Origin of the sequence: Serratia sp. Je.1.23.a (genome assembly GCF_051129805.1) — a bacterium.
Taxonomy (GTDB): Bacteria; Pseudomonadota; Gammaproteobacteria; order Enterobacterales; family Enterobacteriaceae; genus Serratia; species Serratia liquefaciens.
In genome coordinates this window covers 160,520-187,191 of record NZ_JBCPSR010000007.1, presented here as the reverse complement: position 1 = coordinate 187,191, position 26,672 = coordinate 160,520, and the positions used below count along the sequence as shown (strand labels likewise).

Below are 26,672 nucleotides of genomic sequence, written 5' to 3'. Positions count from 1 at the left end.
TGTCAGCCATCTGAGGGCGCTAACCGCGCCCTTTCTTCTAGTTTCCGCCCTTGGCCTTGGCCAACTGAGCACGAATATTGGCCAGATGGCTCTGCCCTTTTTGCATCCTTTCCTGCGGACTGACCACTTTGCGCTCACTTTCCCACGCCAGGTCATCCTGCGGCAGTTCCAACAAGAAACGGCTCGGCTCCGGGCGAACCAACTCGCCATATTGACGACGCTCGCGGCACAGAGTGAAAATCAGCTCCTTTTGGGCGCGAGTGATGCCTACGTAGGCCAAGCGTCGCTCTTCATCAACGTTATCTTCGTCAATGCTACTCTGATGCGGCAATAACCCTTCCTCCATCCCCACCAGAAACACATAGGGGAACTCCAACCCTTTGGAGGCATGCAGCGTCATCAGTTGCACCTGATCCAGCTCTTCATCGCTTTCACCGCGTTCCATCATGTCGCGCAGGGTAAAGCGCGTCACCACCTGGGTCAGCGTCATCGGCTCATCCAGCTCGCTGCCTTCCAGCATTTCCGTCATCCAGCCGAACAGCGTATTGACGTTTTTCATGCGCATTTCGGCGGCTTTCGGGCTGGGAGAGGTTTCGAACAGCCAGCTCTCGTAATCTACACCGTGGATCAGGTCACGCACCGCAGCCACCGGCTCGCGCTCCGCCAGTTGGGCGATACCGTCCAGCCAGTGAGTGAAGCGTTGCAAAGACTCCAGCCCGCGTCCGGTCAGGTGCTGGCTCAATCCAAGATCAAAACTGGCACGGAACAGGCTTTTATTGCGTTGGTTTGCCCATTCACCCAGCTTTTGCAACGTCGCCGGGCCAATCTCGCGTTTTGGCGTATTGACGATACGCAGGAAGGCGCTGTCATCATCCTGATTGGTCAGGACGCGCAGGTAGGCCAGCAGATCCTTGATTTCCGGCCGCGAGAAAAACGAGGTGCCACCGGAGATCTTGTAGGGAATGCGGTTCTGCATCAGCATTTTTTCAAACAGCCGCGACTGATGGTTGCCACGATAGAGGATCGCATAATCGCCGTAGTTGGTTTTCTTCACGAAATGGTGAGCTATCAGTTCACCCACTACGCGCTCGGCCTCGTGATCCTCATTATTGGCGGTCACCACCTTCAGCTCTTCGCCGTAACCCAGTTCGGAAAACAGCCGTTTTTCAAATACGTGCGGGTTATTGGCGATCAGAATGTTCGCCGCCTTCAGAATTCGCTCGCTCGAACGGTAGTTCTGCTCCAGCTTGATCACCTGCAGCGCCGGGAAGTCTTCCTTCAACAGCACCAGGTTCTGCGGGCGCGCACCGCGCCAGGAGTAGATTGACTGATCGTCATCCCCCACTACGGTGAAACGCGCACGGTTACCCACCAACAGTTTTACCAGCTCGTATTGGCTGGTGTTGGTGTCCTGATATTCGTCCACCAACAGGTAGCGGATTCGGTTCTGCCAACGCTCGCGCACCTCTTCATTGCGCTGCAACAGCAGGGTCGGTAACAGAATTAAATCGTCGAAATCCAATACGTTACAGGCACGCATGTGTGCGTGATACAGACCGTAGCAATGCGCGAACAGCTTGTCGCGTTCAGAGCGCGCCAGCTCCATCGCCTTCTTGGGATCGACCAGATCATTCTTCCAATTGGAGATGGTGGAAATCAGCTGCGCCACCAGCGTCTTGTCATTCTCCAGCCATTTTTCGGTCAGCTCTTTCAGCAGCGCCAACTGGTCCTGATCGTCGAACAGCGAGAAGTTGGATTTCATCTCCAGCGCGGCATATTCCCGCTTGATGATTTCCAGCCCCAGGGTGTGGAACGTAGAAATCATCAAACCGCGCGCCTCTTTGCGCCCCATGGTTTGCGCCACACGTTCTTTCATCTCACGCGCGGCCTTATTGGTAAAGGTCACAGCGGCGATGTGCCGCGCCTGATAGCCACAATTATGGATCAGGTGAGCAATCTTGTTGGTGATGACGCGCGTCTTGCCGGAACCTGCACCGGCCAGCACCAGGCAGGGCCCGGTAACGAATTCGACGGCTTGTTGTTGGCTGGGGTTTAATCGCATGGCGCTTTATTGCTCGACTTTATAACGTGGAAGGGGATTGTAGCAGAAAGCGCCGATGAGATTTAACGGGTATAATCAGCGCAATTTCTGTATCGATAAAGGCAATACCATGGCAAAGACGGCGTGCGCCCTGCACATTCTGGTAGATAACGAAAAACTGGCTGAAGAACTGCTGGCCAAGCTTAAACGCGGCGTCAGTTTTGACACGCTGGCGCGCAAATACTCAACTTGCCCGTCAAAGCGCAACGGCGGCTCGTTGGGCGAATTCAACAAGGGCACCATGGTGGCGGCCTTCGATAAAGCGGTGTTCAGCATTCCGCTGCTGAAGCCCTACGGCCCGGTGAAAACCCAGTTCGGCTACCACATCATCAAGGTGCTGTACCGCAACTGAGTGAGGGGGCAAACGCCCCCTCAGCCGTTATTGTGCGCTGGTTTCCGGGGCCGGTGCGGTATCGGCCGGTTTGACCTCCTCCGACACCACGGCCGGAGCCGGAGACATAATGCCGTTATAGGTTTCCTGTAACTGCTTCATGCTCATTTCCGGTTCGCCCTTCGGTTGCATCAACACCAGCGTCGCATCCTGAGAAAGCTGAAGTTTCAGCTCCTGATTCAGCGCTTCCAGCGTCAATCCGCTCAAGAACTCCTGGCGCAGTTTCTGATACTGCTCCGGTGCGATATCTACGACGCCGCTCTGCTGTGAACGCAGGCGTTGGCTCATCAGCACGTCCGTATCGGTGCGGGCATAGGTTGCGAACAACTTGCTCAACTGATCGGTTTTCTGCGCCAGCAGGGCGTTAAACTCATCCTGCGACAGCCCGTTGTTACGCACATTAGCCAATTCGCGAGCGATAAAGCCCAGGCTGTTGTTCAGGTTGTTATTCGGCGTGTCGAGATGAATTGCGCACTGGGCACGCTGGTATTGCACGCGGCAATCAAAGCCCAGATGCAGGTTTTTCTGGTCACTCTTTTCCAGCACCTGCTGGAGATGCCAGAACAGCGCCTCGCGGGCCATATCACCACGCCAGTAGCGGCTCAAATTCTGCGAATCGCGGATCGGATGCCATGGCGCATCCCACATGATCGACAGCGTATCCTGCTTGACCTGCTCGCTGATCAGGCTGACCGGCTGCGGTGGCAGCGGCGTCAGCGTCGGCATGGTGGCCGGCGTTTCACGCTTGCCCTTCAACGGCGAGAAGGCCTTGTTGATTTGTTCGCCCAGGCTGCGGCTGTCTACCTTGCCCACCACGTACAGCGTCATGGCGTCCGGGGTATACCACTGCTGGTAGAATTTTTTCAGTTGATCGACATTCACCGGTCGCTTCGGTGGCTGGGCCGGATCGTGCGCCAACAGCGTCGAGCCTTTCAGGCGGTATCGCCACCAGGCATCTTTCGGGTTCGGCGGGAAAGTGCCCACCGGATCGACATTGGAGTTTATTACCGCATGCACGGTATGCTCGTCGATCGCCAGTTTGCCGGTGGTATCGGAAAGCCACGCCAGCGCTTCTTTCAGCAAGTCTGGGCGGTTATTCGGCAAGCTGAGATTATACATGGTGAAATCGTAAGAACTGATGGCCGGCGGCAAAGGCCGCTCAGGATCCACGCTCTGCTGCCACAGTGAACGCAACTGCGGTGGCGTAAAGCTTTCGCTGCGCGCTAAAGACAGGCGCGGCAGCAGATGGGCAAAGCCGATCTGCTGTGAGGACTCGACCAGCGAGCCGGTATTAACCATTAACCGCAGCTCTACACGATCGCTCGGCCGCTGCGGTGTATCCAGTATCTGCCATGAAAACCCGTTGGCCAGTGCCCCCTGCTGCCAGGCAGGATCGGGTTGCAGTGCTTCGGCCTGCACGCTGCTGTTGGCTGCAGCCAACAGCAGCCCACCTACGATGAGATGAATTCTGGTGCCCTGCATGTGAACCCCTACTTAATGACTATCCAATTTCTTTATGCAAATGCGGATATTCCATTCGCCGGAATATTAGGCCATAACGCACAGCCTATAAAAACGCCCTGAGTTTCACGGTGGGGCGGAAAGCAGAAAGTGTACCATCGAGTTAGACCGCGCGCCTTTGCGGATGTCACTCATTAGGGTGAAAAATAATGGATAACCGGTTTTTAAATGCAAGAAATCATTACGCGGGGGGATAAAACGTCACCGGCTGCGGCTGCAACCGGTGATTTGAGGATTAAATCAGGCTGAAGGCAGCGTTTTGTCGGCACCTGCACCCGGCTTGTTGGACAGGGTGTCTTGCAGCTGTTTTTCGTCCAGCTGTTTACACCATTTAGCCACTACCACCGTAGCCACACCGTTACCGACCAGGTTGGTCAGGGCGCGGGCTTCAGACATGAAGCGGTCAATGCCCAGAATCAGCGCCAGACCGGCCAGCGGCAGGTGGCCCACGGCAGAAATGGTCGCCGCCAGCACGATAAAGCCGCTGCCGGTCACGCCCGCAGCCCCTTTCGAAGACAGCAACAGCACCACCAGCAACGTCACCTGATGCACGATATCCATATGGGTGTTGGTCGCCTGCGCGATAAACACCGCCGCCATTGTCAGGTAAATCGATGTGCCGTCCAGGTTAAAGGAGTAGCCGGTAGGAATAACCAGGCCCACCACCGATTTCTTACAACCCAGTTTCTCCATTTTGTCGAGCATGCGCGGCAACACCGACTCGGAAGAAGAGGTCCCGAGCACGATCAGCAGCTCTTCTTTTATATAGCGAACGAATTTGAAAATGCTGAAGCCGTTGGCACGTGCAATGGAGCCCAGCACCACCACCACGAACAGAACGCAGGTGATATAGAAGCAGGCGATCAACTGGCCAAGCTGCAGCAGCGTGCCCACGCCATATTTACCGATGGTGAATGCCATCGCCCCGAAGGCCCCCAGCGGTGCCAGACGCATAATCATATTGATAATGCCGAAAATCACGCGGGAGAAACTGTCGATCACGTTGAAGATTAACTGGCCTTTCTCACCCAGGCGGTGCAGGGCGAAGCCGAACAGCACGGCAAACAGCAACACCTGCAAGATGTTACCGCTGGCGAAGGCGCCGATGACGCTACCCGGAATGATATCCAGCAAGAATGGAATGATGCCCTGCTGCTGAGCCTGCTCGGCGTAGACCGCCACCGCTTTAGCATCCAGCGTACCCGGATCGATGTTCATCCCGGCACCCGGCTGTACCAGGTTGACAATCAGCAAACCGATCAGCAGCGCAATGGTACTGACGATTTCAAAATAAAGCAGTGCGATCGCACCGGTACGGCCAACGGCCTTCATGCTTTCCATGCCCGCGATGCCGGTCACCACGGTACAGAAGATCACCGGAGCGATGATCATTTTAATCAGCTTAACGAATCCGTCGCCCAGAGGTTTCATCTGTGCGCCAATGTCAGGATAGAAATGGCCAAGCAGGACACCCAGCGTAATCGCCGTCAGCACCTGAAAATAGAGGCTTTTAAAGATAGTGAGTTTCATATGGACATCCTTTGGGGGAAGACACGCACCAGGCGGTTTTATGGTTATCTCGCCTGTTCATCGCTTGCGCGGAAAATAACACCCGCCTAACAACATGGAAATAATTTGTTGCACCAATAGATACATGTTGATACGAATTTAAGAGCTGAAACGCGCCAGCCCGAATGCAAGGCTGTAAAGGATGTAACCCTTTCTTTGCACTAACGCAAAAGGGGTAGATAAAGCGGGGTATTTCAAGCCAGAGGGCCAGCGGGCAACGTGGATGCCGCCCGCCGCAAAAGGCTCAAGAGGGAAATCAGGCTGGCGGCGGGCAGAACTCGGCTTCAAATTCGCTGCGCGGCAACGGGCGGGCAAACAAAAACCCCTGACCGCTATGAATACCGTGCTGCAGCAGCCAGTCGCGTTGTTCGGCATTCTCGACGCCTTCGGCCATCACCGGCAGCGCCAGCACCTCGGAAATCGAACTGACGATGCGCACCATCGCGTCGTCCATCGGCAGTCCCTGAATAAAGCTCTTGTCGATTTTAATCAAATCTATCGGCAGGCATTTCAATCGATTGAGGTAATTGAGGCTGGAATAGCCCATGCCGAAATCGTCCAACGCGATGGAAAGCCCCAGATCGTGCAGTTCCCGCAGCAGCGCCAACGCACGATCGAGGTCGTCAATGCGCACCGTTTCGGTAATTTCCAGCAGCAGCTTGCGCGGGTCAATTCGATGCTGGGCCAGCAGGCTTTTCAGATGCGGGACAAAATTCTCATGCTGCATCTGGATTGGCGACACGTTTACCGCCAGCGGCAGGGTGATCCCCCGAGTCTGCCAATCCGCCAGGATGCGGCAAGCCTCTTCCAGTACCCAGTTACCCAGCGGCACAATCACCCCGAGCTCTTCAGCCAATGGAATGACGTCTGCCGGCAAGGTAAAGCTGCCGTCGTACTGCTGCCAACGAAGTAATGCTTCCGCGCCGATCACCGCGTTGGACTGCATATCTATCTGCGGCTGCAGGAACAGGGTGAAACGACGCTGCTCAATGGCATGCAAGATCTCACTTTCCTGCGTCAGACGCTTTTGGGTGCGTTCCGTCAGGCTCGGTTCGAAGAACAGCACCTGATTTTTACCTTCGCGATGCGCCGACATCATCGCCGAGGTGGCGCTACGCAACAGCTGCTCCGCGCTCTCCCCTGCGTTCAGATAATGGGCGATACCGATACTGGCGCTGGGCCGCAGCGGCATTTCCTGCAGGCTCAGCGGCGCATTGATCTGCGCCATGATGCGGCGGGCCAACTGCATGGCATGAAACGGCCGTTCAACGCCTTTAGCCAGAATGGCGAATTCGGTATTGCTTAACTGCGCCAGCACGCCGTTTTCATCAATGCATTCACGTAATTTCTTCGCCAGCGTCAACAACAGCGCTTCACGCATCGTCGGATTAAGTACGCCAGAGGCCTCGTGCAACGTTTCAATGCCGATTACCAGCAGATTGAAACGCTCGGGCCGCAGGCTGGAAGCAATGTGTTGTTCCAGCAGCGCGGTGAACAGCGCCTGATTTGGCAACTCAGTGACCGGATGGCGAGTGCTCATGCGGCTCAGTTCGGCATAGGCTTTGGCCAGCCGCTGCTGATTGCGGTTGTAGTTACGCACCAGCAAGCCCAGCTCATCGTCCTGGTGCAGCGCCGGCAACATCAGTTGATGATAAGGCGCTTCTTCCTGGGAAATGTTTTCCAGCTCTTTGGCCATCGCGCGTAGCGGATGCACCATCAGCCGGTTCATACACCAGCTAATGGCGACCGACAAAATCAAGGCCAGCAGCAAATAGGTCGACAACATGGTCGACAGCATGCTGAGAATAAATTGATACATGCGGAACGAATCGGCCTGCAACACCAGATAAGCCAATGGCTGCGGGTTGGCCGGCACGCGTTCCAGCGAATAGAGGGGAACGGAAATCTGGATCGGCAACTCGAACAGGCGGGCAATCATTGTCGGTACCGGACGTTCCGGCGGGAAGTTGGCGTGCAGTGCCTGAAATTCGTTCGGCAGCACGATATCCGCGCGCGTCAGGATGCCCACCGGCAACAGCGTATTCAGCACCTTCTTCGTTTCCGGCACGTCCATGCGCAGCACGGCTTCCGCCAGCGGCTGGCGTACCGAATGAGCGATATTTTCCAGTTGCTGGGCATAGTCATCCCTGCGCTGCTGCACAAAATGGAATAACTGGATCACGATAAAGATACAGATCGTCACCAGCGCCACACCGGACACCGTTGCCATCTGTTTAATCGTTAATGAGCGCCTGACCCGCAAACCTGCTCTCCGCTAATTCGGGCTGAAATAAAAAAGGGATGAATAATACCCATCCCTTGAACCGGTCTGAGTATACTCGATTGTTGACTGTTTTTATCTCTTCATGCCCAGGGCAAAACCAAGAAAAACGAGGGTTTCAGTCTTTTCCTAATGAAAGGCTGCGCGCCACAGCCAATTGTGGGACACAGCCTGTACACAGGGTAGCAAAACTCCTCTGTGCCGACACTCCGAATCTCCCTCAGCGGGGTTACTTGAAGTCGGCGTACGGCGTCAGCGGTTGCGGCGGTAAATCCAGGTCACCTTGCCAACCGGCCAGCGAATAGCGCAGATAAATCAAAGCGTGGCTCGGGGTATAGTCTTTTGCCTGCTGGATGTCGATGCCGGCACCGAGTGTCCAGTGCGAACTGAGACGCCGTTCGACAATCGCCCGCAGGGTATAGCCGACGCCGGAAGAAGAGCTGCCATCCTCGACGGCAAACTTGTCCGGCAGCGAATCCGGGATCAGCCCCTGCAGCGGGTAACGCCGCTGGCTGTTGGTTTTCGAATGGGACAACGACACCGAACCGCTCAGCTCCCAGGACCAATTATCAGTACGTTGGCGATAGTTTACCGGTATCGCCAGCGACATATATTGCTGCGGGCTGTAATAGCCCCCCTGACCGAGAGAATAACCGCTCAAATCCTTCTGGTAGTGCCACAGCATGGTGTTCAGCCCGACGGTGACACGGCGATTATCTTCGTTGATCAACTTATAGTAATAGCCGGCCATAAAGCGCTCACGCTGATTGTCTTCAACGTTTTTGCCGGTTAACTGATGTGCGCTGAGGTCGGCCCAGACACCGTGCGCTTCGCCGCGGTCGTAACTGGCGCTAAGGCTGACCCCAGTCGCGCGCACGCCGCCCCAGGTGGTACCGGTATTTGGGTCCTTGGTGCCGCCGAACGCCAGCAATGAGCTGGAAATGGGACGTCGCGAGGCCGCCAACGTCCAACCAATGTGGTTCCAGTCATTGCTGTAGGCCAGTCCACCGACCCAGTCAACCACCTCAAAGCCCATTGGTGTGGTGCCGATATCCCCCGCCCAGCGATCGTTTTTCCACCCCACGGCCACGCTGGTGCCGGTGGTTTTCTGACGCTCATCGCCGCTGCACCCCTGAGTATTGCAGGTACCGAAGGTTTCGTAATATTTGCCGCTGCCGTCGGTGGAGAAGCTGCCGGCATCCAACTGTACGGTATCGGAACGGAAAAACGCCCGCCCGTCATACAACGGCATATCGACCTGTAACATGGTGTCATGCGCTTTGTAATCGGAGATGCCACCCGTGCCGCTGGAGCTCCAATAATCATGGTCGAGGGTGACATTCACGTCTTGCTGGCGGTACAGATCCGCCGCGTCCGAACGAATGCCCCGTTTAAGCCAGTCATCTGTCGGATTGTTGCGCGTCAGGTAGGTGTAACTGTCGTTATCCTGCGGCACACTCGGGGCAATACCGCTGGCGACCATCGCCTGTTTATAATCCTGCTGGGCCAGCACCGGCTGCTGTTGATCACGTTCGAGCCGTGCCGCATCGCGGTAAATCAGCGCCTTCGCCTGGCTGGGTGGCGCTAGCTGCGCCGTCGTTTTCAGCCGGGTAAAAATCTCGGTCGCTTTTTGCGGCTCGCCAACGGCATACCAGGCGTTAGCCACCCGCCGCCCGCTGTTGTCTGATTCGCTCGGGTCCGGCGCGGCGGTTTGCAGCCGCTGGCGTGCTTCACTCAGCTTGCCCTGCGCTACATAGGCTTCTATTTCACCCAACCTGGCATCCGGGTTGTTCGGCTCACGCGTCCGTACGCGCTGATAGTCAGCCAGTGCGGCGTCATATTCACCGCGCGCCAGCGCCCAGTCGGCCAACTGGAGATCAATGCGGGTATCCGCCGGCTGGCGGCGCAGATAAGCCACCGCCCCCGGCTCATCGCCCGCAGTACGTAACCGATCGGCATGTTCCAGCGTCGCCTGCATCTTCAAGCGCTGCGCCAGTTCGCGCATATTGTCGTTCCACTGCGCGGCGGGCAGGGTATTCAGCTGTGCCAACGCCTGAGTATCACGATCGCTGCCGGAGAGATACAGCGCATAGGCGTATGCCAACTGCGGATTCGCACGCTGTTTTTGCGCCAGTCGACTGAACAGAGCATCTGCCTGTTCCGGCTGCCCGGCCTGACGCAGCGTCTGCGCATAGTGGTAAGTCAGCCAGACGTCATCAGGATCCATCTGCTGAGCACGACGGTATTTCTCCGCCGCCTGATGCCACTGCTTTTGCTGTACGAGCTGGTCGGCCTGCTGCTTGAGCATATCGAGCTGCAAACCTTCCAGCGTGCCACGCAGCTTGTTTTGCTGACCGCGTGGCAGGCTGTTGAGATAGGCCAGCGCCTTTTCCGGCGACTGGCGCTGATAAATATTCACCAGACCGCGTACCGCACTGCCGCTGCCGGGCTCCAACCGCAGCGCCTGCTGGTAGAAACGTTCGGCGGCAGCATCATCTTTACGCGCCACCGCAACGTCGCCCAAGCCAATTACCGCGCTGCTGTCACCGTTGTCTATCTGTCCCGCCTGTTGGTATTTTTGCTGTACCAGCGCCAAATTGCCGGCTTTCAGCGCCTTGTCACCTTCATCCACCGCCAGCCAGTAACTGTTGCTCTTGATCAGGCTCTGCCATTTACTGCTGCCATAGCCGCTTTTATCGGCCTGCAGGGCCTGACGAAACAGGCTCAGCGCCTGTGGACGATTACCGACGCGGGAATAGGCTTGCCCAAGCGCACCCAGCACGTCGGCGTCGTTGGGTGAAGCCGCCAACGCTTTTTTCAACTCTGGAATGGCGGCACGACTGCCGCCCTTGTCCACCTGCGCCAGCCCGCGCACCCGCGCCTGGTAGGCAGGATCCGACAGCAGCGCCTGCTGCCGGGCCAGTTCTTGTCGGGCGCTGACCGCCTGATCGCCGGTTTCAAAAACGCCAAGAAAACGGTTAAGGGCAGCAACGCTCTGCGGACTGACCGGCATCGCTTTGACTTTCTCCAGCCACAGATCGGCGGCATCTCCGCGTCCGGCAGGATCGGCAGCTACTTTCTGCAAAAGATCATAGGCCTGGGCGTCGCGGTCCTGGCTAAATAGCATCCGCGCCAGCGACATGCGCAGCGGCACGTTGCCGGAATATTGCTGATCCAGCGTCTGCAACTGTTTCAGCGCCGCGGCTTCCTGCCCCGGCAATCGCGCGACCAACCGCCAGTATTCCACCGCCAACTCCAACGTCGGCGGATCGCCGTGGAACAGCTCGTCATACTGCGCTTTCGCCTCCGGCAAACGCCCGGCGGTCGCCATCAGCCGCGCCTGCTGCAGCTTTTGGCGGGTTTCCGGCTGGGTAAGCAGCATGTTCATTTCCGCCTGCCGATAGCTACTTGACTGCGGCGCAATCTGTTTCAGCTTATCCAACTGCTGCTGTGCCAATGCCAAATTGCCCTGTCGCAATGCCAAACGCATACGCGCGGAAATCACCTCCGGGTTATTCGGATCCATCAGTTCAAGCCGGTAGAGCGACTGGCGAACCAACTCATCTTTGTTGCCGGCCTCTCCAACCCGCACCTGCTCCAGCAGCCATTGTTCCGGCGCAACGGTTTCTGCTCCTTGCGCCTGTGGCAGCATCGCCAGGCTTAAAGGCACCAGGCCCAGCCAGTTTATTCGGAAGTTACGCATTGGCCGCCCCAGGAGGGTTGAAGTTCACCCTGCCGATTAAAACGATAACGTTGTTGATCCCATCCCTGACCAAACAGCGCCAACGAGGCGCTGAAATAGGCCCGATCGCCAGGCGGGTTTTGTTTGATACGTTGGCGCTGCACCTGCAAGGCCTCTGGCTCGTGCGCCAACATCGACAACATCGACGCCGAGAAACCCACCGGACCATCGCCGTGGGTTTTACCGCTGGCAGTGTCGGTTTTCTCCGGCGGCACGCCTTGCTGAGCCGTTAGCTGCGCCATAGGTTGCAGTTGCTTGAGCAACGCCGCCTTATGTTCATCGTCGTCCGCCAGCATGCCGGCCCACAAATAAACCCGGATGGCGTCATAACTGCCGATATTCGGTTTGACGGTATCCGGTTGCCAGCCTTTGCCGACCTGCCACACCACCCAGTCCGGCGAAAAGCCGTGCGGCGCGGTTTCCAACCACAACCGCTGGTTGGTTTGCTGCATCTTCCGCCATGGGCCATTCAGCACGGCAAAACGTGCCAGCAGTTGCGGGGGTAAATAGCTCGGATTGAGGCGCCAGCGATCTTCCGCCACGAAGCCGACTTTGCCCGGTAACAGCATCAACCCCAGCCCCGGGATATCCGCCACTTCTTCACGAGCGATACGTTGCAACAACAGGGTGCCAAGGGTTTGATAACGGCGACTTTTCCACAACCGACCGGCTTCCAGCAAATTGTAGGCAATCCACAGGTCGGCATCGGATGCCGAATTGCTGTCCAGCACCGTCCACTGTTTTTGTTCGTTTTCGCCCCACAACCAGGCGGGCAAATGCGCACTGAGATCGCCCGCGGCCAGATTGTTTTCCGTCCATGTCAGCAATTGATCGAAAGCAGGCCGATCGTTTGCCACCAGCGCGAAGAACAGTCCGTAACTCTGGCCTTCCGAGGTGGTGATTCGGTTAGGACTGCTCGGATCGATCACTCGCCCCTGCTCACTGATATAAAACTGTTTGTACTGTTGCCAGGCCGGCCATTCACAGGCTGCAGCCGCGCTGAATGCGCACAGCAGCAGCATGCCGATGGTCAGACGCTTCAACCTCGCAGGCATGGCAATCAGTCCCGGTCTTCAGGTGACAGGCGACGGCGGCTGAAGGCCTTCAGGCCACGCCATAACATCAGCGCCAGCACCACCACGACCACCACGGCGATCACCGCCAGCCACACCGGATGGGTCGACAGCGCGTGCCAGATACGCTCCCACCATGGCAGATGGCCAACATAATAAACGTCGCCCACTCGCAGACTGTTCACGCCTGATTCACGGATCACCGCAACCGAGCCAAACACCGCGGCACGCTTGCCGCTGTCCAGCTGCGCCGTGTTCAACAGGTCGTAACCCCGCGCGCTGTCCGCCAGCAATGCCACAATGCTGCGCTGAGCGTTAAACGGCGACTGCACGCCGATAATTGCGGCCATCGCCCCTTCAGAACTGATGGTGGTTTTGCTGTCCGGCTTGGTGTCTTCTGCCAGCACGTCCATGGTCGGCAGCGGCAACTGCCGCGTCGGTTGTTTGACCCAGCTCTGGGTGGCGTCCACCAGCAGGCTGATCTTTTTATCGTCCTTCAGCTCCGGGGGAATAGTGCCGATCATCAAAATATCGGCATCCCGATCCTTGGCCTGCGACCAGTCGTCACTCAGCGTCATCGCCAACGCCGGGTAACCGGTTTGCGCGCCAATGATGCCCATCGCGTTCAGCAAAGCGCTGACCTGCGCCGGTTGCGGCTGCTTGTTCACCAGCACCAGCGTTTGCGACAAATCGGCCAGGCGGCTGAAAGGGAAACCGGCATTGGCAAAGGCCCGCAGGTCCGGCATCGCCATAAAGTGACGGTAACCGGAGAAATCAATGGTCGATGCGCCGTCGATCACTGCATGGTTAGCGGTAAAGGAATAGGTTTCGCAACGCCCTTCCGCGCCGCTGGCCAGCAGCGTGGTGTAGTCAAAGTCGAAACGCAGTTGGTTGGTCGCCCCCAGACGCAGCGCCGGAATATTGACGTTCTTGTCCGAGTCGATCAGCCCCTGGGTCAGTGGCAAGCGCAGCAACTGGGCACCCTGCTCATGCTCCGGCACCAGCGAGTAAGCCTGCACGAACTGGTTGTTCAGGCTGACGCTCAGCCGTGAACCGTCCTGAATGCGCGGGGCGGTATAGCGGTATTTCAGGTGCATATCGATGCCGGTACTGCGGATCAGGAACAGGTCCGGCGGCAAATTCATGGTCAACGAAATGGGGCCCGGCTCGATACCGCTGGTTTGCAATTGCTCAGCGTACTGCTGCAGCTCGGCGAAGGTCATCGGCCGATCGGTGCGCACCCAGTTAGGCGCATCATAGGGCTGACGCGGAGCCAGCTGTTCGACCTTGTCCACCGTGACGTTTTGGCCACGGAACAGAATATTGCCCTGCGCGATACCTTTCACCGCGGTGATCAAATCGTTGTCATCGCGCCCCTGCACCAGCAGCAGTTTGATGTACGGGTTATCCGGATGGCTAATCATCTCCACCGTCGGCCCGTTGACCGCCGGATAATCCCGCAGGAAATCCGGACGCTGCTTGTTGGTGGCGAAGACGATGGCGTGCTGTTCCGGCAGCTTGTTGTATAGCGTCGGGAACGACTGACCGCGCCACTGTGCTTTGCTGCCGAACCACGAAGCCAAAATGCCTGCCGCGCGCTGCTGAGTGATATCCGGCTGGCCGGCAAACACCATCGGCAAGATCAGTGGGCGGTTGTCGCGGCTGTCGAAAAACGGCTCCGGGAAATGCGACAGTTCGTTCTTCACCGGCAAGGTCTGGAAGCGCAGGTTCAACGAGCTGGATTTACTGACTTCCAACCACAAGGTCGTGCTGGCCGGGTTTTCGCAAATGTTTTGGTAATGGCCGACGAACACCAGCCGTACGCGGTTAAAATCGGTGATATAGCGAGGATCTATCGCCATTTGGATGCGATTTGGTTTACCGAGCTGCTCTTTGGCAAGGGTCGTCACCCCCATCAGCTCATCATTAAGGTACACCTTGACGTGCGATTCCACCGGGATCAGCGACGGTGACGGCGTAAACTCCAGATCAAGCATCGCCTGCGATACCACCTCATCGCTGCGCACGCCGAATTCAACCTGGCCATCCGGCCGCGTACCGCGCAGGGTAAAGGTCCCCGGCGGCGGAGCAATAGTGGCGAACGGCAACTGCACATCACGAACCGGCGCATTCGGATCCACCGGCGCGGCCGATCCCATAGGGGTGGTGACCGACGCATCGGCGGGTATCGTCACCGGCGGCTGTCCGGTCGGCGCGGTGGCGGTTTCAGCCTGAGACAAGGTGCTGATGCCTAAGGCCAGGGCGGTAAACCAGGTTATTTTTCTCGTCATCGTATCATCATCAATGTTATAGCCTGGGGGCCAGGCGAGTGAGCGGGCGGTTTGCCTATACCACTGTCTCTTTTTGGCTGAAGGCCGGGGCTCTGCCAACGCCGTGTGGGATAAATGACACTCCCCACGCAATCAGCGTCGTGAACCCGACCAGCAGGCGGCGCACCATCGGCGGTGCATAATCCGCCATACGTACGTAACCCCGGAAGCCCAGCGCCAGAACGTCGCGCAGGCTTTCGATCGGTTTATCTTCAGGGAACCCGTCCTGCCACAACGCCCAGGTATCGGCGCGGGCAAAGGTGCACTGAATAAAATCAATGTGTTCGCGGGTGGTCATGGAAACCATACGGATCCCCACCTTGCTGCCGAAGGCTCGGGTCACCACACACGGAAAGCTGTATTCCTGCTGCCCGCGTTTGAGCAGCAGCGACACCTTGTCGCCATCTTTCAGCGCATCCGCTACGCGCATCTCAATGCCCACCCCTCCATCGGAATAATCGCGCAGCGTACAAGGGAACAGATGGCCGTCGGCACGAGCGATTGCGGCCGGCATCGCGATCTCTACCCGGTGCGCCTGACGCACCTGTTTGGCCTCTACCGCTACCGCCACCGCCCCACCGAGAATGGTCATGTTGTACAGCACCCACACCAGGCTGATGATCACCGTCATGACTTCATCGGCCGGGCCGTAACCCAGCCGCCAAACGCCGAAGAACAGCCCGGCCAGATTCAGGATCACCAGGAACATATAGGGCCGGGTGATCACCCAGTCGACGTGCTCTTCTTCCACCAGCCCGCCTTTGGCGGTGACGTTGAATTTGCCCTTGTGCGGATTGAACAGCGCCACCGTCGTTGGCCGGGCGATATACCAGGCCAATACGGTTTCGTAGATCTCACTCCAGAAAGAGTGCCGGTATTTCCCCTGAATACGCGAGTTGGTCAGACTGGCGTGGATCATATGCGGCAACACATACAGCGCGATCGCCAGCGCCGGGGCGAAAATGATGTAGGCATGCAGCAACAGGAAAGCCAAGGGCGCGGTCAGGAAGATCAGCCGCGGAATACCGGACAAGAAGTGCAGCATGGCGTTGGCATAACATAACCGCTGCGCCAACTTCAGCCCCTTGCCTAACAGCGGGTTATCCAGCCGGAAGATTTGCACCATGCCGCGTGCCCAGCGAATACGCTGGCCAATGTGCGCCGACAGGCTCTCGGTCGCCAGCCCGGCGGCCTGGGGGATACGGATATACGCCGAGGTGTGTCCACGGCGATGCAAACGCAATGAGGTATGGGCATCTTCGGTGACAGTTTCCACCGCGATACCGCCGATTTCATCCAGCGCACTGCGACGCAGAATGGCGCAGGAGCCGCAGAAGAAGGTCGCGTCCCACATGTCGTTGCCGTCCTGCACCAGGCCATAGAACAGCGTTCCTTCGTTCGGCGTCTGACGAAAACGCCCCAGGTTGCGCTCAAAAGGATCCGGCGAGAAGAAGTGATGCGGGGTCTGCAGCATCGCCAGTTTTTTGTCTTTGAAGAACCAACCCATGGTTAGTTGCAGGAACGAGCGCGTGGGTACGTGGTCACAGTCAAAAATCGCGACAAACTCACCGGTGGCCTGTTTCAGCGCGTTGTTGATGTTACCGGCTTTGGCATGCTCATGAGTCGGCCGGGCGATATACTTAACCCCCACCTCTTCGGCGAACGCTTTGAATTCTGGCCGGTTACCGTCATCGAGGATGTAAATACTGACCTTCTCTTTCGGCCAGTCGATGCCCAGCGCGGCGTAGATGGTCGGCTTCACCACCCCCAGATCTTCGTTGTAGGTCGGCACCAGCAAATCGATCGTCGGCCAGGTTGCGCTGTCGGCAGGCATCGGTACCGGCTGGCGATTCAGCGGCCAGACGGTCTGGAAATACCCCAACACCAGCACCACCCAGGCATAGGTTTCCGCTATCAGCAGCAGCAGGCCGCAGGTCAGGCTGAGCGGATCGTCCCAGTTCAAGGTGGCGGTATAGCGCCACCACAGGTAGCGGCAGGAAACGGTCAGCGACAGCACGATCAGCATCAGTCCCGGCAGACGGCCCGGTACCCGGCGCACCACCATGGCAATGGCCCACAACAGCACCACAAACACAAACTGCGCCGGCAGATCGAACGGTTGAGAAATACAGAGTATGGCGAGGATTGCCGCCAATACGCCGACAATAATAAACAGCAGACGACGCATGCGCTGGCTCATCCGGCCAAGGCGCTCAACCGAACGCTGCTCCAGCCCGGCATTTTCCAGCCGCTGTGGCAGGGTTTGCAGCCACTGGGCGTAGCGCAATTGCAACCGCCGCCAGCCGGCGAAACGATGATGGGCCACAGGTGCACGATCGGTGCGGAACACCAGCAGCCACAACCCTTGCACCAGATAGCGCAGCGCGTCCGCCGGCCGCGGACGGCTGGAGGATAGATGGGGGAACCAATAGCTGCGCGCAGCCCGCAACCGTTGCCAGCCGGGGGATTCGAAACGCAGGAAAATCCAGCCCAGTGCCACCAGCAGCGTGGTGAAAAAGGCGGTAAACGCCGACGAACCATGCCGTCGGTAGTTACGGTAACGCGTCTGCACCGCCTGATGGACCGGCGGCACCAGCAGCAGGTTCATCACCCGGCTCATGGCGCCGTCCCCTTCAGGTTAATCAGACACCAGTTAGCCAGCGTCAGCACTTCATCCGCAGCCAGGCTTTCCGGCCGATATTCCCCCAAAGGCTGTTTCACCGCCAGGGCTTCGGCCATCGCCTCATCGCGGTGGATAACCACCGGCAACAATCCCCCCAGCGTTTGCAGCCACAGCTGGTGTAAATCCTGCTGGAGTCGGCTGGCGGCGAAATAGTGATTAATAAGGAAACGGCAGCCTTGCGGCAACGCTTGCTGATGCAGCCGCACCTGGCAGTTTGCGTCCGGAGCAATCAGGGTAAAGACGCAATCTGCTACCGCCAGCGCCTGCTGAGCCAGTGCTTCATCATCCGCCGGCAGATCCAACAGGATCCAGTTGTACTGCGCCGCGGCGTTTAGCTGCGCCAGATTGTCCTGCCAGCGGGCGGGATGCTGCCGACAAGATTGCTGTACATTCAACCGTTCCGCCAGGGTGAGCTGGCCAAAGGGGAGAAAGTCGAGGTTTTCACAGTAGCGCATCGCGCCCTGTTGCCAATCGCCGCCGTCCTGCTCGGCCCGGGCCCAACCCCGTGCCAGCTCGAATGGCATATTAAAATGCAGACGCAGTAGGTTATCCGGCGCAAAATCAATCGCCAATACCGACTCGCCCAGTTGCTGTAATGCCCACGCGAGCGCCGCGGTGACCGACGTCGCCCCCATCCCGCCTCGCAACCCCTGCAGAGCAATCACTGGCATAAACTAACGGCTCCCCGTGGTCTGCGCTAATTCGGCCAGCAGCGGCCAGTTGGCCATCATTTGCGTTAACCGCTCCTGACGTGCGATATCGACATAGCTTAATTTTGGCAGCGAAAATGCCTGACTAAGCGCCAGCAAATCGTCCTGAGTTTCCGATGGCACCACTGCGTGAAAGCGCGTTAATTGATCATTCATTCTGCCGCCTCAAAAAAATAGGCTAATGTTAATTACTATAGCAACGCTAAAAAAAGACATGGCCAATAAGATGATTCTCAACAAATATTAGTACATGGCTGGTTTTAATTTTTTTATTATTGTTCCCAATGACAGGATGGCCGAATAGCTATACTCAGTTGGCCGCGATGACACTTTCAACGAAAGTAGAAAAATATCCTATGGCGCAATCTTTCTCATTAGGTGTTCGGCAGATTTGGGAAGAACTGTCTGTCATGCAAGCCCCGGGGCTGTATTGGGTGAATGTCGACCGTCAAACCGATGCCAACCTGCTCTGCCAGCAAACCTTGGCTGCCCAGGCTGCAACCAGCCAGGTCGCGTTGATATGCAGCGGAGAAAAACCTGACGGGTTGCTGGCGGAACTTGTCTCCCCCGCATTGAAAAAAATCCCGCTGTACCAGCTACCCGAGAAAAAAGCGGCGCTAATGCACTTTAGCGACGACCTGATGCGCGCCCTAAAACCGCAAAATCGCCTATTGATTCTGTTGGCCCATGCCAGCTTATGGCAGACCTTCACCCGCGAAGAGTTGGGTGACTGGACCCGCGCCACCGGCGCCTGGCTGCGCCGACAAGGCTGCACGCTGCTGATCCTCAGCCACGGCGGCGGCGTGAATAAACTCAAAGGGCAACTCAGCACTCAACACCGCATCCTTAACGGGCTGGCCAGCCTGCAGTGGCAGCAGGACAGTGCACAGTATCTGGTTAACTGGTGGAGCACCGAAAACGGCATCAACGCCAACCAATTACTGACGCTGTATGCCGGTGAACACGGCTGGCAGGGTGACGACGACAGCAATAAACCTTCTCCGACCTCCATCCGCAGCGATGAAGGGCGCTACCTGGCCCAGCAGAGCATTCTTGAAGGCGCGCCGCCGCTATCGGCCAACTGGCAACTGCTGCAAACCAATGCGCAACTGGCGCAGCACGGCATGTTGACGCTTTCGGCTACGTTGATCTTCGCCCTGTACCAAAGTGATGAAATTGATGCGCTGGCACATCAAATCCACAGCCTGCGCCGTCAGCGCGGCAACGGGCTGAAAATCGTGGTACGCGAGATGAGCGCCAGCCTGCGTTACAGTGACGAACGCTTGCTGTTGGCCTGCGGCGCCAATCTGATTGTGCCGCACGTGGCACCGTTATCGCGCTTTTTGACCATGCTTGAGGGTATCCAGGGGCAACGCTTCTCACGCCACGTTCCGGCAGATATTGATGCCCTGCTGGCCGGGCTGCGCCCGCTGCAACTGAAAGGTTATATGCGGCCGGACGATTTTAGTCAGGCGGTGATTTCGCTGATGGGCAACACGCTGCTGCCGGAAGACGGTAAAGGTGTGATGGTAGCGCTGCGCCCGGTGCCCGGGTTGCGCGCCGAACAGGCGATGACCCTGTGTTTTCTGCGGCGTTTTGGCGACGTAATGACCGTGGTGCAAGGCCGACTGGTCCTGTTTCTCTCCACCTGCCGGATTAACGATTTGGATACCGCTCTGAAGTTTATTTTTCGTCTGCCGGTAGATGAAGCCTTCAGTAACCGGGTGGTGTGGCACCAGGACGTAGATATTATTTCTGAAATGAAACGGCTGGCGCACAACGCCAATATTCCGTTGCCTGCAGCGACCGCACAGGCCACACCGCGCCAGGCCGCCGCCGAGGCAGACCGCCCGCAGGAGCGCCGTCAACCGGTGGCTTTCACGCTGACTACCGGTGCGCAGGAGAATAAGCATGTTGAATCTTAACGACATTGTGCAACTGATTATTCTGTGCGCCATTATTTTCATCCCGCTGGGTTACGCCTTTCACCGGCGTTTCCCGCACTGGCGTCAGTACTGGCAAAACCTGTTGTTATCACCGCGCTATTTAAAATCCATCGGATTATGGGTGCGCGAAGGTTCTTCATCTCAGATTAAGCGTAAGAAACAGCCATGAAGCCAACAAACAACCCGCAATCCGACAACTCCCTGTGGCGCTACTGGCGTGGGCTGGGTGGCTGGAACTACTACTTCCTGGCCAAATTTGCCCTGCTGTGGGTCGGTTACCTGAACTTCCATGCCTTGCCCAACCTGGTGTTCATGGCATTTCTGTTGATGCCGATACCGGCGATGCGTCTGCACCGCTGGCGTCATTACGTGGCGATCCCGATTGGGATTGCGTTGTTCTATCACGACACCTGGTTGCCCGGCATCAACAGCATCATGAGCCAGGGTTCGCAATTGACCGGCTTCAGCGCCCAGTATCTGTTGGAACTGATAAATCGCTTTATCAATTGGCAGATGATCGGCGCGGCCTTCGTGATGCTGATTGCCTACCTGTTCCTGGCTCAATGGGTACGGGTTACCGTATTCACCGTTGCCGCACTGGTGTGGTTGAACCTGGTCAACATTGCCGGGCCGGCCGTCTCCCTGTTACCGGCCAGTACCAACGCTTCTACCAGTAGCACCCCGGCAACGACGCAGCCGGCCACCGGGGGCGACAGCGCACCGGCGGACAGTGCGCCACCAACCAGCGCCAACCTGACGGCCTATCTGAATCAGTTCTACGACAAGGAAAAAACCCGCGCAACCGCCTTCCCGGCCAGCCTGCCTGCCGATGCTCAGCCGTTTGACCTGCTGGTGATCAATATCTGTTCGTTGGCCTGGGCCGACATGGACGCGGTAAAACTGGAAAACCATCCGCTGTGGTCGAAGATGGACATTATGTTCGACAACTTCAATTCGGCCACCGCCTACAGCGGCCCGGCGGCAATCAGGTTGTTACGCGCCAGCTGTGGTCAGCCTTCGCATCACGATTTGTATCAGCCGGTCAATCAGCAATGCTATCTGTTTGATAATCTTGCCAAGCTGGGCTTCAAAGAGCAGCTGATGCTGGATCACTCCGGCGTGTTCGGCAACTTCCTGAAAGAGCTGCGCGAACAGGGTGATATGCAGGCACCGCTGATGTCTCAGGCCGGTATCAGTAATGAGCTGACCTCGTTCGATGGCGAACCTATTTATAATGCTCTGGAGCTACTCACCCGCTGGCTGGATCACCAGCAGAAAGCCGGTGAGACCCGCAGCGCCACCTTCTTCAATATCATTCCATTGCATGACGGTAACCGTTTCGTCGGTTCGAACAAGAGCGCGGACTATCAACCCCGGGCGCAGAAATTGTTCGACCAATTGAATACTTTCCTGGATCAATTGGAGAAGTCTGGCCGCAAGGTGATGGTGGTGATCGTGCCGGAACACGGCGCGGCACTGGTGGGAGACAAAATGCAGATGTCCGGCCTGCGCGATATTCCCAGCCCGAACATTACCCATACGCCGGTAGGTATCAAACTGATTGGTATGAAAGCACCGCATCAGGGCAGCCCGCTGCAGGTCAAAACGCCAAGCAGCTACCTGGCGCTTTCCGAGCTGGTTTCTCGTTTGGTAGACGGCAAGGCCTTCACCGCGCCGAGCGTAGACTGGCAGGCGCTGACGCAGAACCTGCCGCAGACGGCGGTCATTTCCGAGAATGACAACGCCATCGTGATGCAATACCAGGGCAAGCCTTACATCCGGCTAAACGGCGGCGATTGGGTACCTTATCCCCAGTAATTGCATTACCTGATGACTCAGGGGCACGCCTTCGGGCGTGCTTAGTCTGATGACAAACACCCGAAAAAACGTGGTTTTCGGATGTTTGGGGTAAATCAGAAAACATAATCCTTTGTTTTTATTAGTCCCTAAATCAGAACTTTTAATTGCAAAGGACTTTATCAGCCATCTGGGCACGCCTTCAGGCGTGCTTTTTTTTTGCAGCCATCAAGCTGCGGCGGAACCTTAATCCTTAACATTGGCTTTGGGCATTCCATTCCAATCGGCGTAATAATCCGGATAGAAAAAGCCAAGAGATTAATTATCAGTGGTTTGCGAAGATTCCTAATTCAGCTTATTTCGTCAGGATTTCGTTAAGAAAAATAAGCGCCATTAATACAAATAAAAGATCCACTCAATAAACTAATTAATACGATCATAATTAAAAGCAAAAAAAATGCCGGCGTAAAAACCGGCATTTTTAGTTAATTTTCATGAATAACAAAGTTATGCCGCAGAATTTTCATCCTGATCGACCGCAAAGCAGGCCACCATCTGCTCGCCGTATTGCTTTAACTGGGGTTGCAGTTGGGTACAAGGCCCGAAAGCACGGCGGCAGCGAGCATTGAATGCACAACCTGGCGGCGGGTTCATCGGGCTGGGCAATTCGCCGGTCAGCTTGATGCGCTCGCGACGCATATCCGGATTCAGGCGCGGTGTCGCGGACAGCAACGCCTGGGTATACGGATGACGCGGATTATTGAAGATGGCGTCTTTACTGCCCTTCTCCACGCAGCGGCCGAGATACATCACCATCACTTCGTCGGCAATGTGCTCCACCACCGACAAATCATGGGAGATAAACACGTAAGACAGCCCCAAATCCTGCTGTAAATCCATCATCAGGTTCAACACCTGCGCCCGCACGGACACGTCCAGCGCGGAAACCGGCTCATCGGCAATCACCACGTCCGGGTTAAGCATCAACCCGCGTGCAATAGCGATACGTTGCCGCTGCCCGCCGGAGAACATATGGGGATAACGATCGTAATGCTCGGTTTTCAATCCGACCTTGGCCATCATCTCCAGCGCTTTCTCACGACGTTCTGCGCTGCTTAACGCGGTATTGATCTGCAACGGCTCCTCAAGGATCTGCCCGACCTTCTTGCGTGGGTTGAGCGATCCATAAGGATTCTGGAACACGATCTGGATCTTCTGGCGTCGCAGCTTCTCGGCAGTGACATCCGGCTTCAGCAAATCCTGCCCCTGATAGTACAGCTCGCCGCCGGTCGGAACTTCAATCATCGTCAGCAGGCGACCCAGCGTCGATTTACCGCAGCCGGATTCGCCCACCACCGCCAGCGTTTTGCCACGCTCAAGCGTAAAGGAAACGCCATCCAGCGCTTTGACCAGCCGCTCCGGGGCAAATAGCCCCTTCTTGACCGGGTAGTGTTTCTTCAGGTCAATCGCCTGCAATAAGGGTTGGTTCTGGCTCATACGGTCGGCCTCCCCGCATCATCCAGCGGTGTGTGACATTTAACCTGACGGCCGGGAATGCTGCGCAGTTCCGGCTCTTCAGTACGGCAACGCTCATTGGCGTACGGGCAGCGTGGATTGAGCAAACAGCCGCTTGGTCGGTCATATTTGCCCGGTACCACGCCAGGCAGCGAAGCCAGGCGCGCTTTATCGGCGGCGAATTCCGGCAACGCGCGTAGCAGCGCCTGAGTATAAGGGTGACGCGGTGCGCGGAAGATTTCCGATGCCTTACCGGACTCCACCACCTGCCCGGCATACATCACGATGATGTGATGCGCCGCCTCGGACACCAGCGCCAGATCGTGAGTGATCAGCAACAGGGCCATATTTTCACGCTGCTGCAATTCCAGCAGCAGTTCGATGATTTGCGCCTGAATGGTCACGTCGAGCGCGGTGGTCGGTTCATCGGCAATCAGCAGCTTTGGTCGGCAGGCAATCGCCATGGCGATCATCACGCGCTGGCTCATCCCACCCGAAAGCTGGTGCGGATAAACGTCGAGACGCGAAGCCGGGTCGGGGATACCTACCTGGGTCAGCAAATCAACAGCCCGTTGACGACGAGTGCGGCGGTTGCCGCCCTGGTGCACCTTCAACGCTTCCATGATCTGGAAGCCGACGGTGTAGCACGGGTTAAGGCTGGTCATCGGATCCTGGAAAATCATCGCCACTTCCGAGCCCACCAGTTGGCGACGCTCTTTTTCGGAAATTTTGCGCAGATCCTGGCCGTTAAACTCCAGTTTTTCGGCCATCACCTTACCGGGGAAGTCGATCAGCCCCATAATCGCCAGCGAGCTGACGGACTTGCCGGAGCCGGACTCGCCGACAATGCCCACCACCTGGCCCTGCTCCACGCTGTAACTGATGCGGTCTACCGCGCGGAAGGGAGTGCCTTCGTCACCGAAGTGCACCGAAAGCTTGTCTACATTTAATAACGCCATCTCTCTCGTCCTCTGTTACTGCTTGAGTTTGGGGTCGAGAGCGTCACGCAAACCGTCCCCCATCAGGTTAAATGCAAGCACCGTCAGCAGAATCGCCACGCCGGGGAAGGTCACGACCCACCAGGCGCTTTGAGCGAACTGCAGTACGTCGGAGAGCATGGTGCCCCACTCCGGCGTTGGCGGTTGCGCACCCATGCCCAGGAAGCCGAGAGCGGCCATATCCAGAATGGCGTTCGAGAAGCCAAGAGAGGCCTGGACGATCAGTGGCGCCAGGCAGTTTGGCAAGATGTTGATAAACATTTGGCGCAGCGCACCGGCACCGGCCACGCGTGAAGCGGTGACGTAGTCGCGGTTCACTTCCACCAAGACCGCCGCGCGCGTAAGTCGCACGTAGTGCGGCAAGGCGACGAAGGTTAACGCCAGCGAAGCGTTGACGATGGAGGGGCCGAAGATAGCCACCAGCACCAATGCTAACAGCAGGCTCGGCAACGCCAACATGATGTCGACGATACGCATGATGATTGCATCTACCACGCCGCCGAAATAGCCGGCCAGCAGGCCCAGCACCACGCCCATGATCAGCGAAAGCACCACCACCAGACAGCCGACCAACAGCGACAGCCGCGCGCCGTACATCAGGCGCGACAGTACATCACGGCCCACATCGTCAGTACCGAGGATATATTGCCAGCTGCCGCCTTCCTGCCAGACCGGCGGTTTGAGCAGCGCGTCGCGGAACTGATCCGCTGGCGCATGCGGTGCCAGCACCCCGGCACCGATGGCGATAACGAACATCACAATGATATAAACCAGGCCGACAACGGCCCCTTTATTGCGCTTGAAATAGTGCCAGAACTCCTGAAACGGGGTCATGGGCTTCGGCGCACCTTTAACTACAGACTCAGTGACTTGAGACATTAGAGCGCCCCTTATTTCTTGTGGCGAATACGCGGGTTGACCACGCCGTAGAGCACGTCTACCAGCAGGTTAACCAGAATAATCATACAGGCGACCAGCAATACGCCGCCCTGAACAACCGGATAGTCGCGACGCTGCAACGCATCCATCAGCCAGCGCCCCAGGCCCGGCCAGGAGAAGATGGTTTCGGTCAGGATCGCACCGGCCAGCATGGTGCCGACCTGCAGGCCAATCACCGTTACCACCGGCAGCAAGGCATTGCGCAAAGCATGCACCACGATCACCCGCATGCGGCTCACGCCTTTGGCGCGCGCGGTACGGATGTAATCTTCGCCCAACACTTCCAGCATTGAGGAGCGCGTCATACGCACGATCACCGCCAGCGGAATGGTGCCGAGTACGATAGCCGGCAGGATCATATGCATCACGGCATCAGCGAAGTCGCCCGGTTCGCCCCAAATCAGGGTATCAATCAGCATAAAGCCGGTTAACGGCAAGGTATCGTCGAGGAACACCGTGTCGCTGACCCGCCCCGATACCGGCGTCAGGTTTAGCTGCACCGAGACCAGCATGATCAGCATCATGCCCCACCAGAAAATCGGCATCGAGTAGCCGGTCAGCGAGATGCCCACCGCGGTATGATCGAATATTGAGCCTCGCCTGACTGCCGCCAGCACCCCGACCGGGATACCCACCAGCACGGCAAAAATCATCGCGCAGAACCCTAATTCCAGCGTGGCCTTGAAGCGTGGAACAAACTCATCCCAAACGGAGATGCGGCTTTTGAGGGACGTACCCAAATCACCCTGCAACACGTTGGATACGTAAGAGAAATATTGTTGATAGAGCGGTTTATCCAGCCCCATTTCCGCCATCAACTGCGCATGGCGTTCTGCGGAGATCCCGCGTTCCCCGGCCATGATGGTCACCGGGTCACCGGGGATCATATGGACGAATGCAAAAGTCAGCAAAGTTATGCCGATAAACGTTGGGATAACTAACCCCAAACGTCGGAGTATGAACTGCAACATATCCCGAACTCTCTGTATAAAGTGCCCGGCAGCTCATCGTCCGCCAGGCTTATTAAAGCTCACACACTTTGAACAATCCTGATGCCATACGCCGGAGACTGGTCA

The 26,672-nt window shown here is 57.2% G+C and carries 18 protein-coding genes; 4 read left to right on the top strand and 14 right to left on the bottom strand.

Annotation, left to right across the window (positions count from 1 at the left end):
- Positions 1–37: 37 nt before the first annotated feature.
- Complete coding sequence (gene rep / locus AAZT04_RS21430) at positions 38–2,062, bottom strand: DNA helicase Rep (RefSeq protein WP_048762492.1); 2,025 nt, start codon at positions 2,060–2,062, stop codon at positions 38–40.
- Positions 2,063–2,171: 109 nt separating this feature from the next.
- Here rep and ppiC point away from each other — a divergent pair, with 109 nt between their 5' ends.
- Complete coding sequence (gene ppiC, locus AAZT04_RS21425) at positions 2,172–2,453, top strand: peptidylprolyl isomerase PpiC (protein ID WP_041415145.1); 282 nt, start codon at positions 2,172–2,174, stop codon at positions 2,451–2,453.
- A gap of 27 nt (positions 2,454–2,480) precedes the next feature.
- On the opposite strand, the gene AAZT04_RS21420 is transcribed toward ppiC, so the two are convergent.
- The 9 genes from AAZT04_RS21420 to bcsR all read right to left on the bottom strand — a co-directional run bounded on the left by AAZT04_RS21420 (position 2,481) and on the right by bcsR (position 18,557).
- On the bottom strand, positions 2,481–3,974 hold the full coding sequence (locus AAZT04_RS21420; RefSeq protein ID WP_020824743.1) for a M16 family metallopeptidase: 1,494 nt from the start codon (positions 3,972–3,974) through the stop codon (positions 2,481–2,483).
- Positions 3,975–4,253: 279 nt separating this feature from the next.
- The gene (locus AAZT04_RS21415; protein ID WP_020824742.1) at positions 4,254–5,543 is read right to left on the bottom strand and encodes a dicarboxylate/amino acid:cation symporter; all 1,290 of its coding nucleotides are present in this window, start codon (positions 5,541–5,543) and stop codon (positions 4,254–4,256) included.
- 295 nt (positions 5,544–5,838) lie between these two features.
- Entirely contained in the window at positions 5,839–7,845 is a 2,007-nt protein-coding gene (gene hmsP / locus AAZT04_RS21410) for a biofilm formation regulator HmsP (RefSeq protein WP_116691469.1), read from the bottom strand.
- Between the two features lie 247 nt (positions 7,846–8,092).
- Positions 8,093–11,566 carry a cellulose synthase complex outer membrane protein BcsC gene (gene bcsC, locus AAZT04_RS21405; RefSeq protein ID WP_434681655.1) on the bottom strand — a complete coding sequence of 1,158 codons (3,474 nt, stop codon included), beginning with the start codon at positions 11,564–11,566 and terminating at the stop codon, positions 8,093–8,095.
- Complete coding sequence (bcsZ, locus tag AAZT04_RS21400) at positions 11,548–12,660, bottom strand: cellulose synthase complex periplasmic endoglucanase BcsZ (protein ID WP_130016590.1); 1,113 nt, start codon at positions 12,658–12,660, stop codon at positions 11,548–11,550. The genes bcsC and bcsZ overlap by 19 nt, the downstream gene beginning before the upstream one ends.
- 5 nt (positions 12,661–12,665) lie before the next feature.
- Positions 12,666–14,969: a cellulose biosynthesis cyclic di-GMP-binding regulatory protein BcsB gene (gene bcsB, locus AAZT04_RS21395; RefSeq protein WP_020824738.1), complete on the bottom strand. Its 2,304-nt coding sequence runs from the start codon at positions 14,967–14,969 to the stop codon at positions 12,666–12,668.
- Between the two features lie 55 nt (positions 14,970–15,024).
- Positions 15,025–17,628, bottom strand: coding sequence for a UDP-forming cellulose synthase catalytic subunit (bcsA, locus tag AAZT04_RS21390; RefSeq protein ID WP_262034154.1), 2,604 nt, complete (start codon positions 17,626–17,628; stop codon positions 15,025–15,027).
- Positions 17,625–18,362 (bottom strand): cellulose biosynthesis protein BcsQ, encoded by a 738-nt coding sequence (gene bcsQ / locus AAZT04_RS21385; protein ID WP_048762481.1) that lies wholly within the window; start codon positions 18,360–18,362, stop codon positions 17,625–17,627. Before bcsQ ends, bcsA begins: the two co-directional genes overlap by 4 nt.
- A 3-nt stretch (positions 18,363–18,365) precedes the next feature.
- The gene (gene bcsR, locus AAZT04_RS21380; RefSeq protein WP_046374762.1) at positions 18,366–18,557 is read right to left on the bottom strand and encodes a cellulose biosynthesis protein BcsR; all 192 of its coding nucleotides are present in this window, start codon (positions 18,555–18,557) and stop codon (positions 18,366–18,368) included.
- A gap of 200 nt (positions 18,558–18,757) precedes the next feature.
- Here bcsR and bcsE point away from each other — a divergent pair, with 200 nt between their 5' ends.
- The 3 genes from bcsE to bcsG are packed head-to-tail and all read left to right on the top strand — an operon-like array spanning position 18,758 to position 22,165.
- Positions 18,758–20,326 (top strand): cellulose biosynthesis protein BcsE, encoded by a 1,569-nt coding sequence (gene bcsE / locus AAZT04_RS21375; RefSeq protein ID WP_048762479.1) that lies wholly within the window; start codon positions 18,758–18,760, stop codon positions 20,324–20,326.
- Positions 20,313–20,516, top strand: a complete 204-nt coding sequence (bcsF, locus tag AAZT04_RS21370; protein ID WP_020824733.1) for a cellulose biosynthesis protein BcsF — start codon at positions 20,313–20,315, stop codon at positions 20,514–20,516. Before bcsE ends, bcsF begins: the two co-directional genes overlap by 14 nt.
- A complete protein-coding gene (gene bcsG, locus AAZT04_RS21365) occupies positions 20,513–22,165 on the top strand; it encodes a cellulose biosynthesis protein BcsG (RefSeq protein WP_434681650.1) in 1,653 nt (550 codons plus the stop codon). The genes bcsF and bcsG overlap by 4 nt, the downstream gene beginning before the upstream one ends.
- A 486-nt stretch (positions 22,166–22,651) precedes the next feature.
- On the opposite strand, the gene dppF is transcribed toward bcsG, so the two are convergent.
- From dppF to dppB, 4 genes are read right to left on the bottom strand one after another with little or no spacing between them, the layout of a single operon-like run.
- Entirely contained in the window at positions 22,652–23,641 is a 990-nt protein-coding gene (gene dppF / locus AAZT04_RS21360) for a dipeptide ABC transporter ATP-binding subunit DppF (protein WP_020824731.1), read from the bottom strand.
- On the bottom strand, positions 23,638–24,618 hold the full coding sequence (dppD, locus tag AAZT04_RS21355) for a dipeptide ABC transporter ATP-binding protein (protein WP_020824730.1): 981 nt from the start codon (positions 24,616–24,618) through the stop codon (positions 23,638–23,640). The genes dppF and dppD overlap by 4 nt, the downstream gene beginning before the upstream one ends.
- Before the next feature lie 15 nt (positions 24,619–24,633).
- Entirely contained in the window at positions 24,634–25,536 is a 903-nt protein-coding gene (gene dppC, locus AAZT04_RS21350; RefSeq protein ID WP_041414095.1) for a dipeptide ABC transporter permease DppC, read from the bottom strand.
- 11 nt (positions 25,537–25,547) lie between these two features.
- Positions 25,548–26,567, bottom strand: a complete 1,020-nt coding sequence (gene dppB, locus AAZT04_RS21345; RefSeq protein ID WP_020824728.1) for a dipeptide ABC transporter permease DppB — start codon at positions 26,565–26,567, stop codon at positions 25,548–25,550.
- Positions 26,568–26,672 lie beyond the last annotated feature (105 nt).

Bases quoted from the DNA above. Each gene is read 5' to 3' on its own strand.
- bcsF (WP_020824733.1), top strand. From the start codon at position 20,313: ATGTTGAATCTTAACGACATTGTGCAACTGATTATTCTGTGCGCCATT.
- bcsE (WP_048762479.1), top strand. From the start codon at position 18,758: ATGGCGCAATCTTTCTCATTAGGTGTTCGGCAGATTTGGGAAGAACTG.
- bcsQ (WP_048762481.1), bottom strand. From the start codon at position 18,362: ATGCCAGTGATTGCTCTGCAGGGGTTGCGAGGCGGGATGGGGGCGACG.
- dppB (WP_020824728.1), bottom strand. From the start codon at position 26,567: ATGTTGCAGTTCATACTCCGACGTTTGGGGTTAGTTATCCCAACGTTT.
- bcsA (WP_262034154.1), bottom strand. From the start codon at position 17,628: ATGAGCCGGGTGATGAACCTGCTGCTGGTGCCGCCGGTCCATCAGGCG.
- dppD (WP_020824730.1), bottom strand. From the start codon at position 24,618: ATGGCGTTATTAAATGTAGACAAGCTTTCGGTGCACTTCGGTGACGAA.
- bcsC (WP_434681655.1), bottom strand. From the start codon at position 11,566: ATGCGTAACTTCCGAATAAACTGGCTGGGCCTGGTGCCTTTAAGCCTG.
- AAZT04_RS21420 (WP_020824743.1), bottom strand. From the start codon at position 3,974: ATGCAGGGCACCAGAATTCATCTCATCGTAGGTGGGCTGCTGTTGGCT.
- bcsB (WP_020824738.1), bottom strand. From the start codon at position 14,969: ATGACGAGAAAAATAACCTGGTTTACCGCCCTGGCCTTAGGCATCAGC.
- bcsZ (WP_130016590.1), bottom strand. From the start codon at position 12,660: ATGCCTGCGAGGTTGAAGCGTCTGACCATCGGCATGCTGCTGCTGTGC.
- ppiC (WP_041415145.1), top strand. From the start codon at position 2,172: ATGGCAAAGACGGCGTGCGCCCTGCACATTCTGGTAGATAACGAAAAA.
- bcsG (WP_434681650.1), top strand. From the start codon at position 20,513: ATGAAGCCAACAAACAACCCGCAATCCGACAACTCCCTGTGGCGCTAC.
- dppF (WP_020824731.1), bottom strand. From the start codon at position 23,641: ATGAGCCAGAACCAACCCTTATTGCAGGCGATTGACCTGAAGAAACAC.
- bcsR (WP_046374762.1), bottom strand. From the start codon at position 18,557: ATGAATGATCAATTAACGCGCTTTCACGCAGTGGTGCCATCGGAAACT.
- rep (WP_048762492.1), bottom strand. From the start codon at position 2,062: ATGCGATTAAACCCCAGCCAACAACAAGCCGTCGAATTCGTTACCGGG.
- AAZT04_RS21415 (WP_020824742.1), bottom strand. From the start codon at position 5,543: ATGAAACTCACTATCTTTAAAAGCCTCTATTTTCAGGTGCTGACGGCG.
- dppC (WP_041414095.1), bottom strand. From the start codon at position 25,536: ATGTCTCAAGTCACTGAGTCTGTAGTTAAAGGTGCGCCGAAGCCCATG.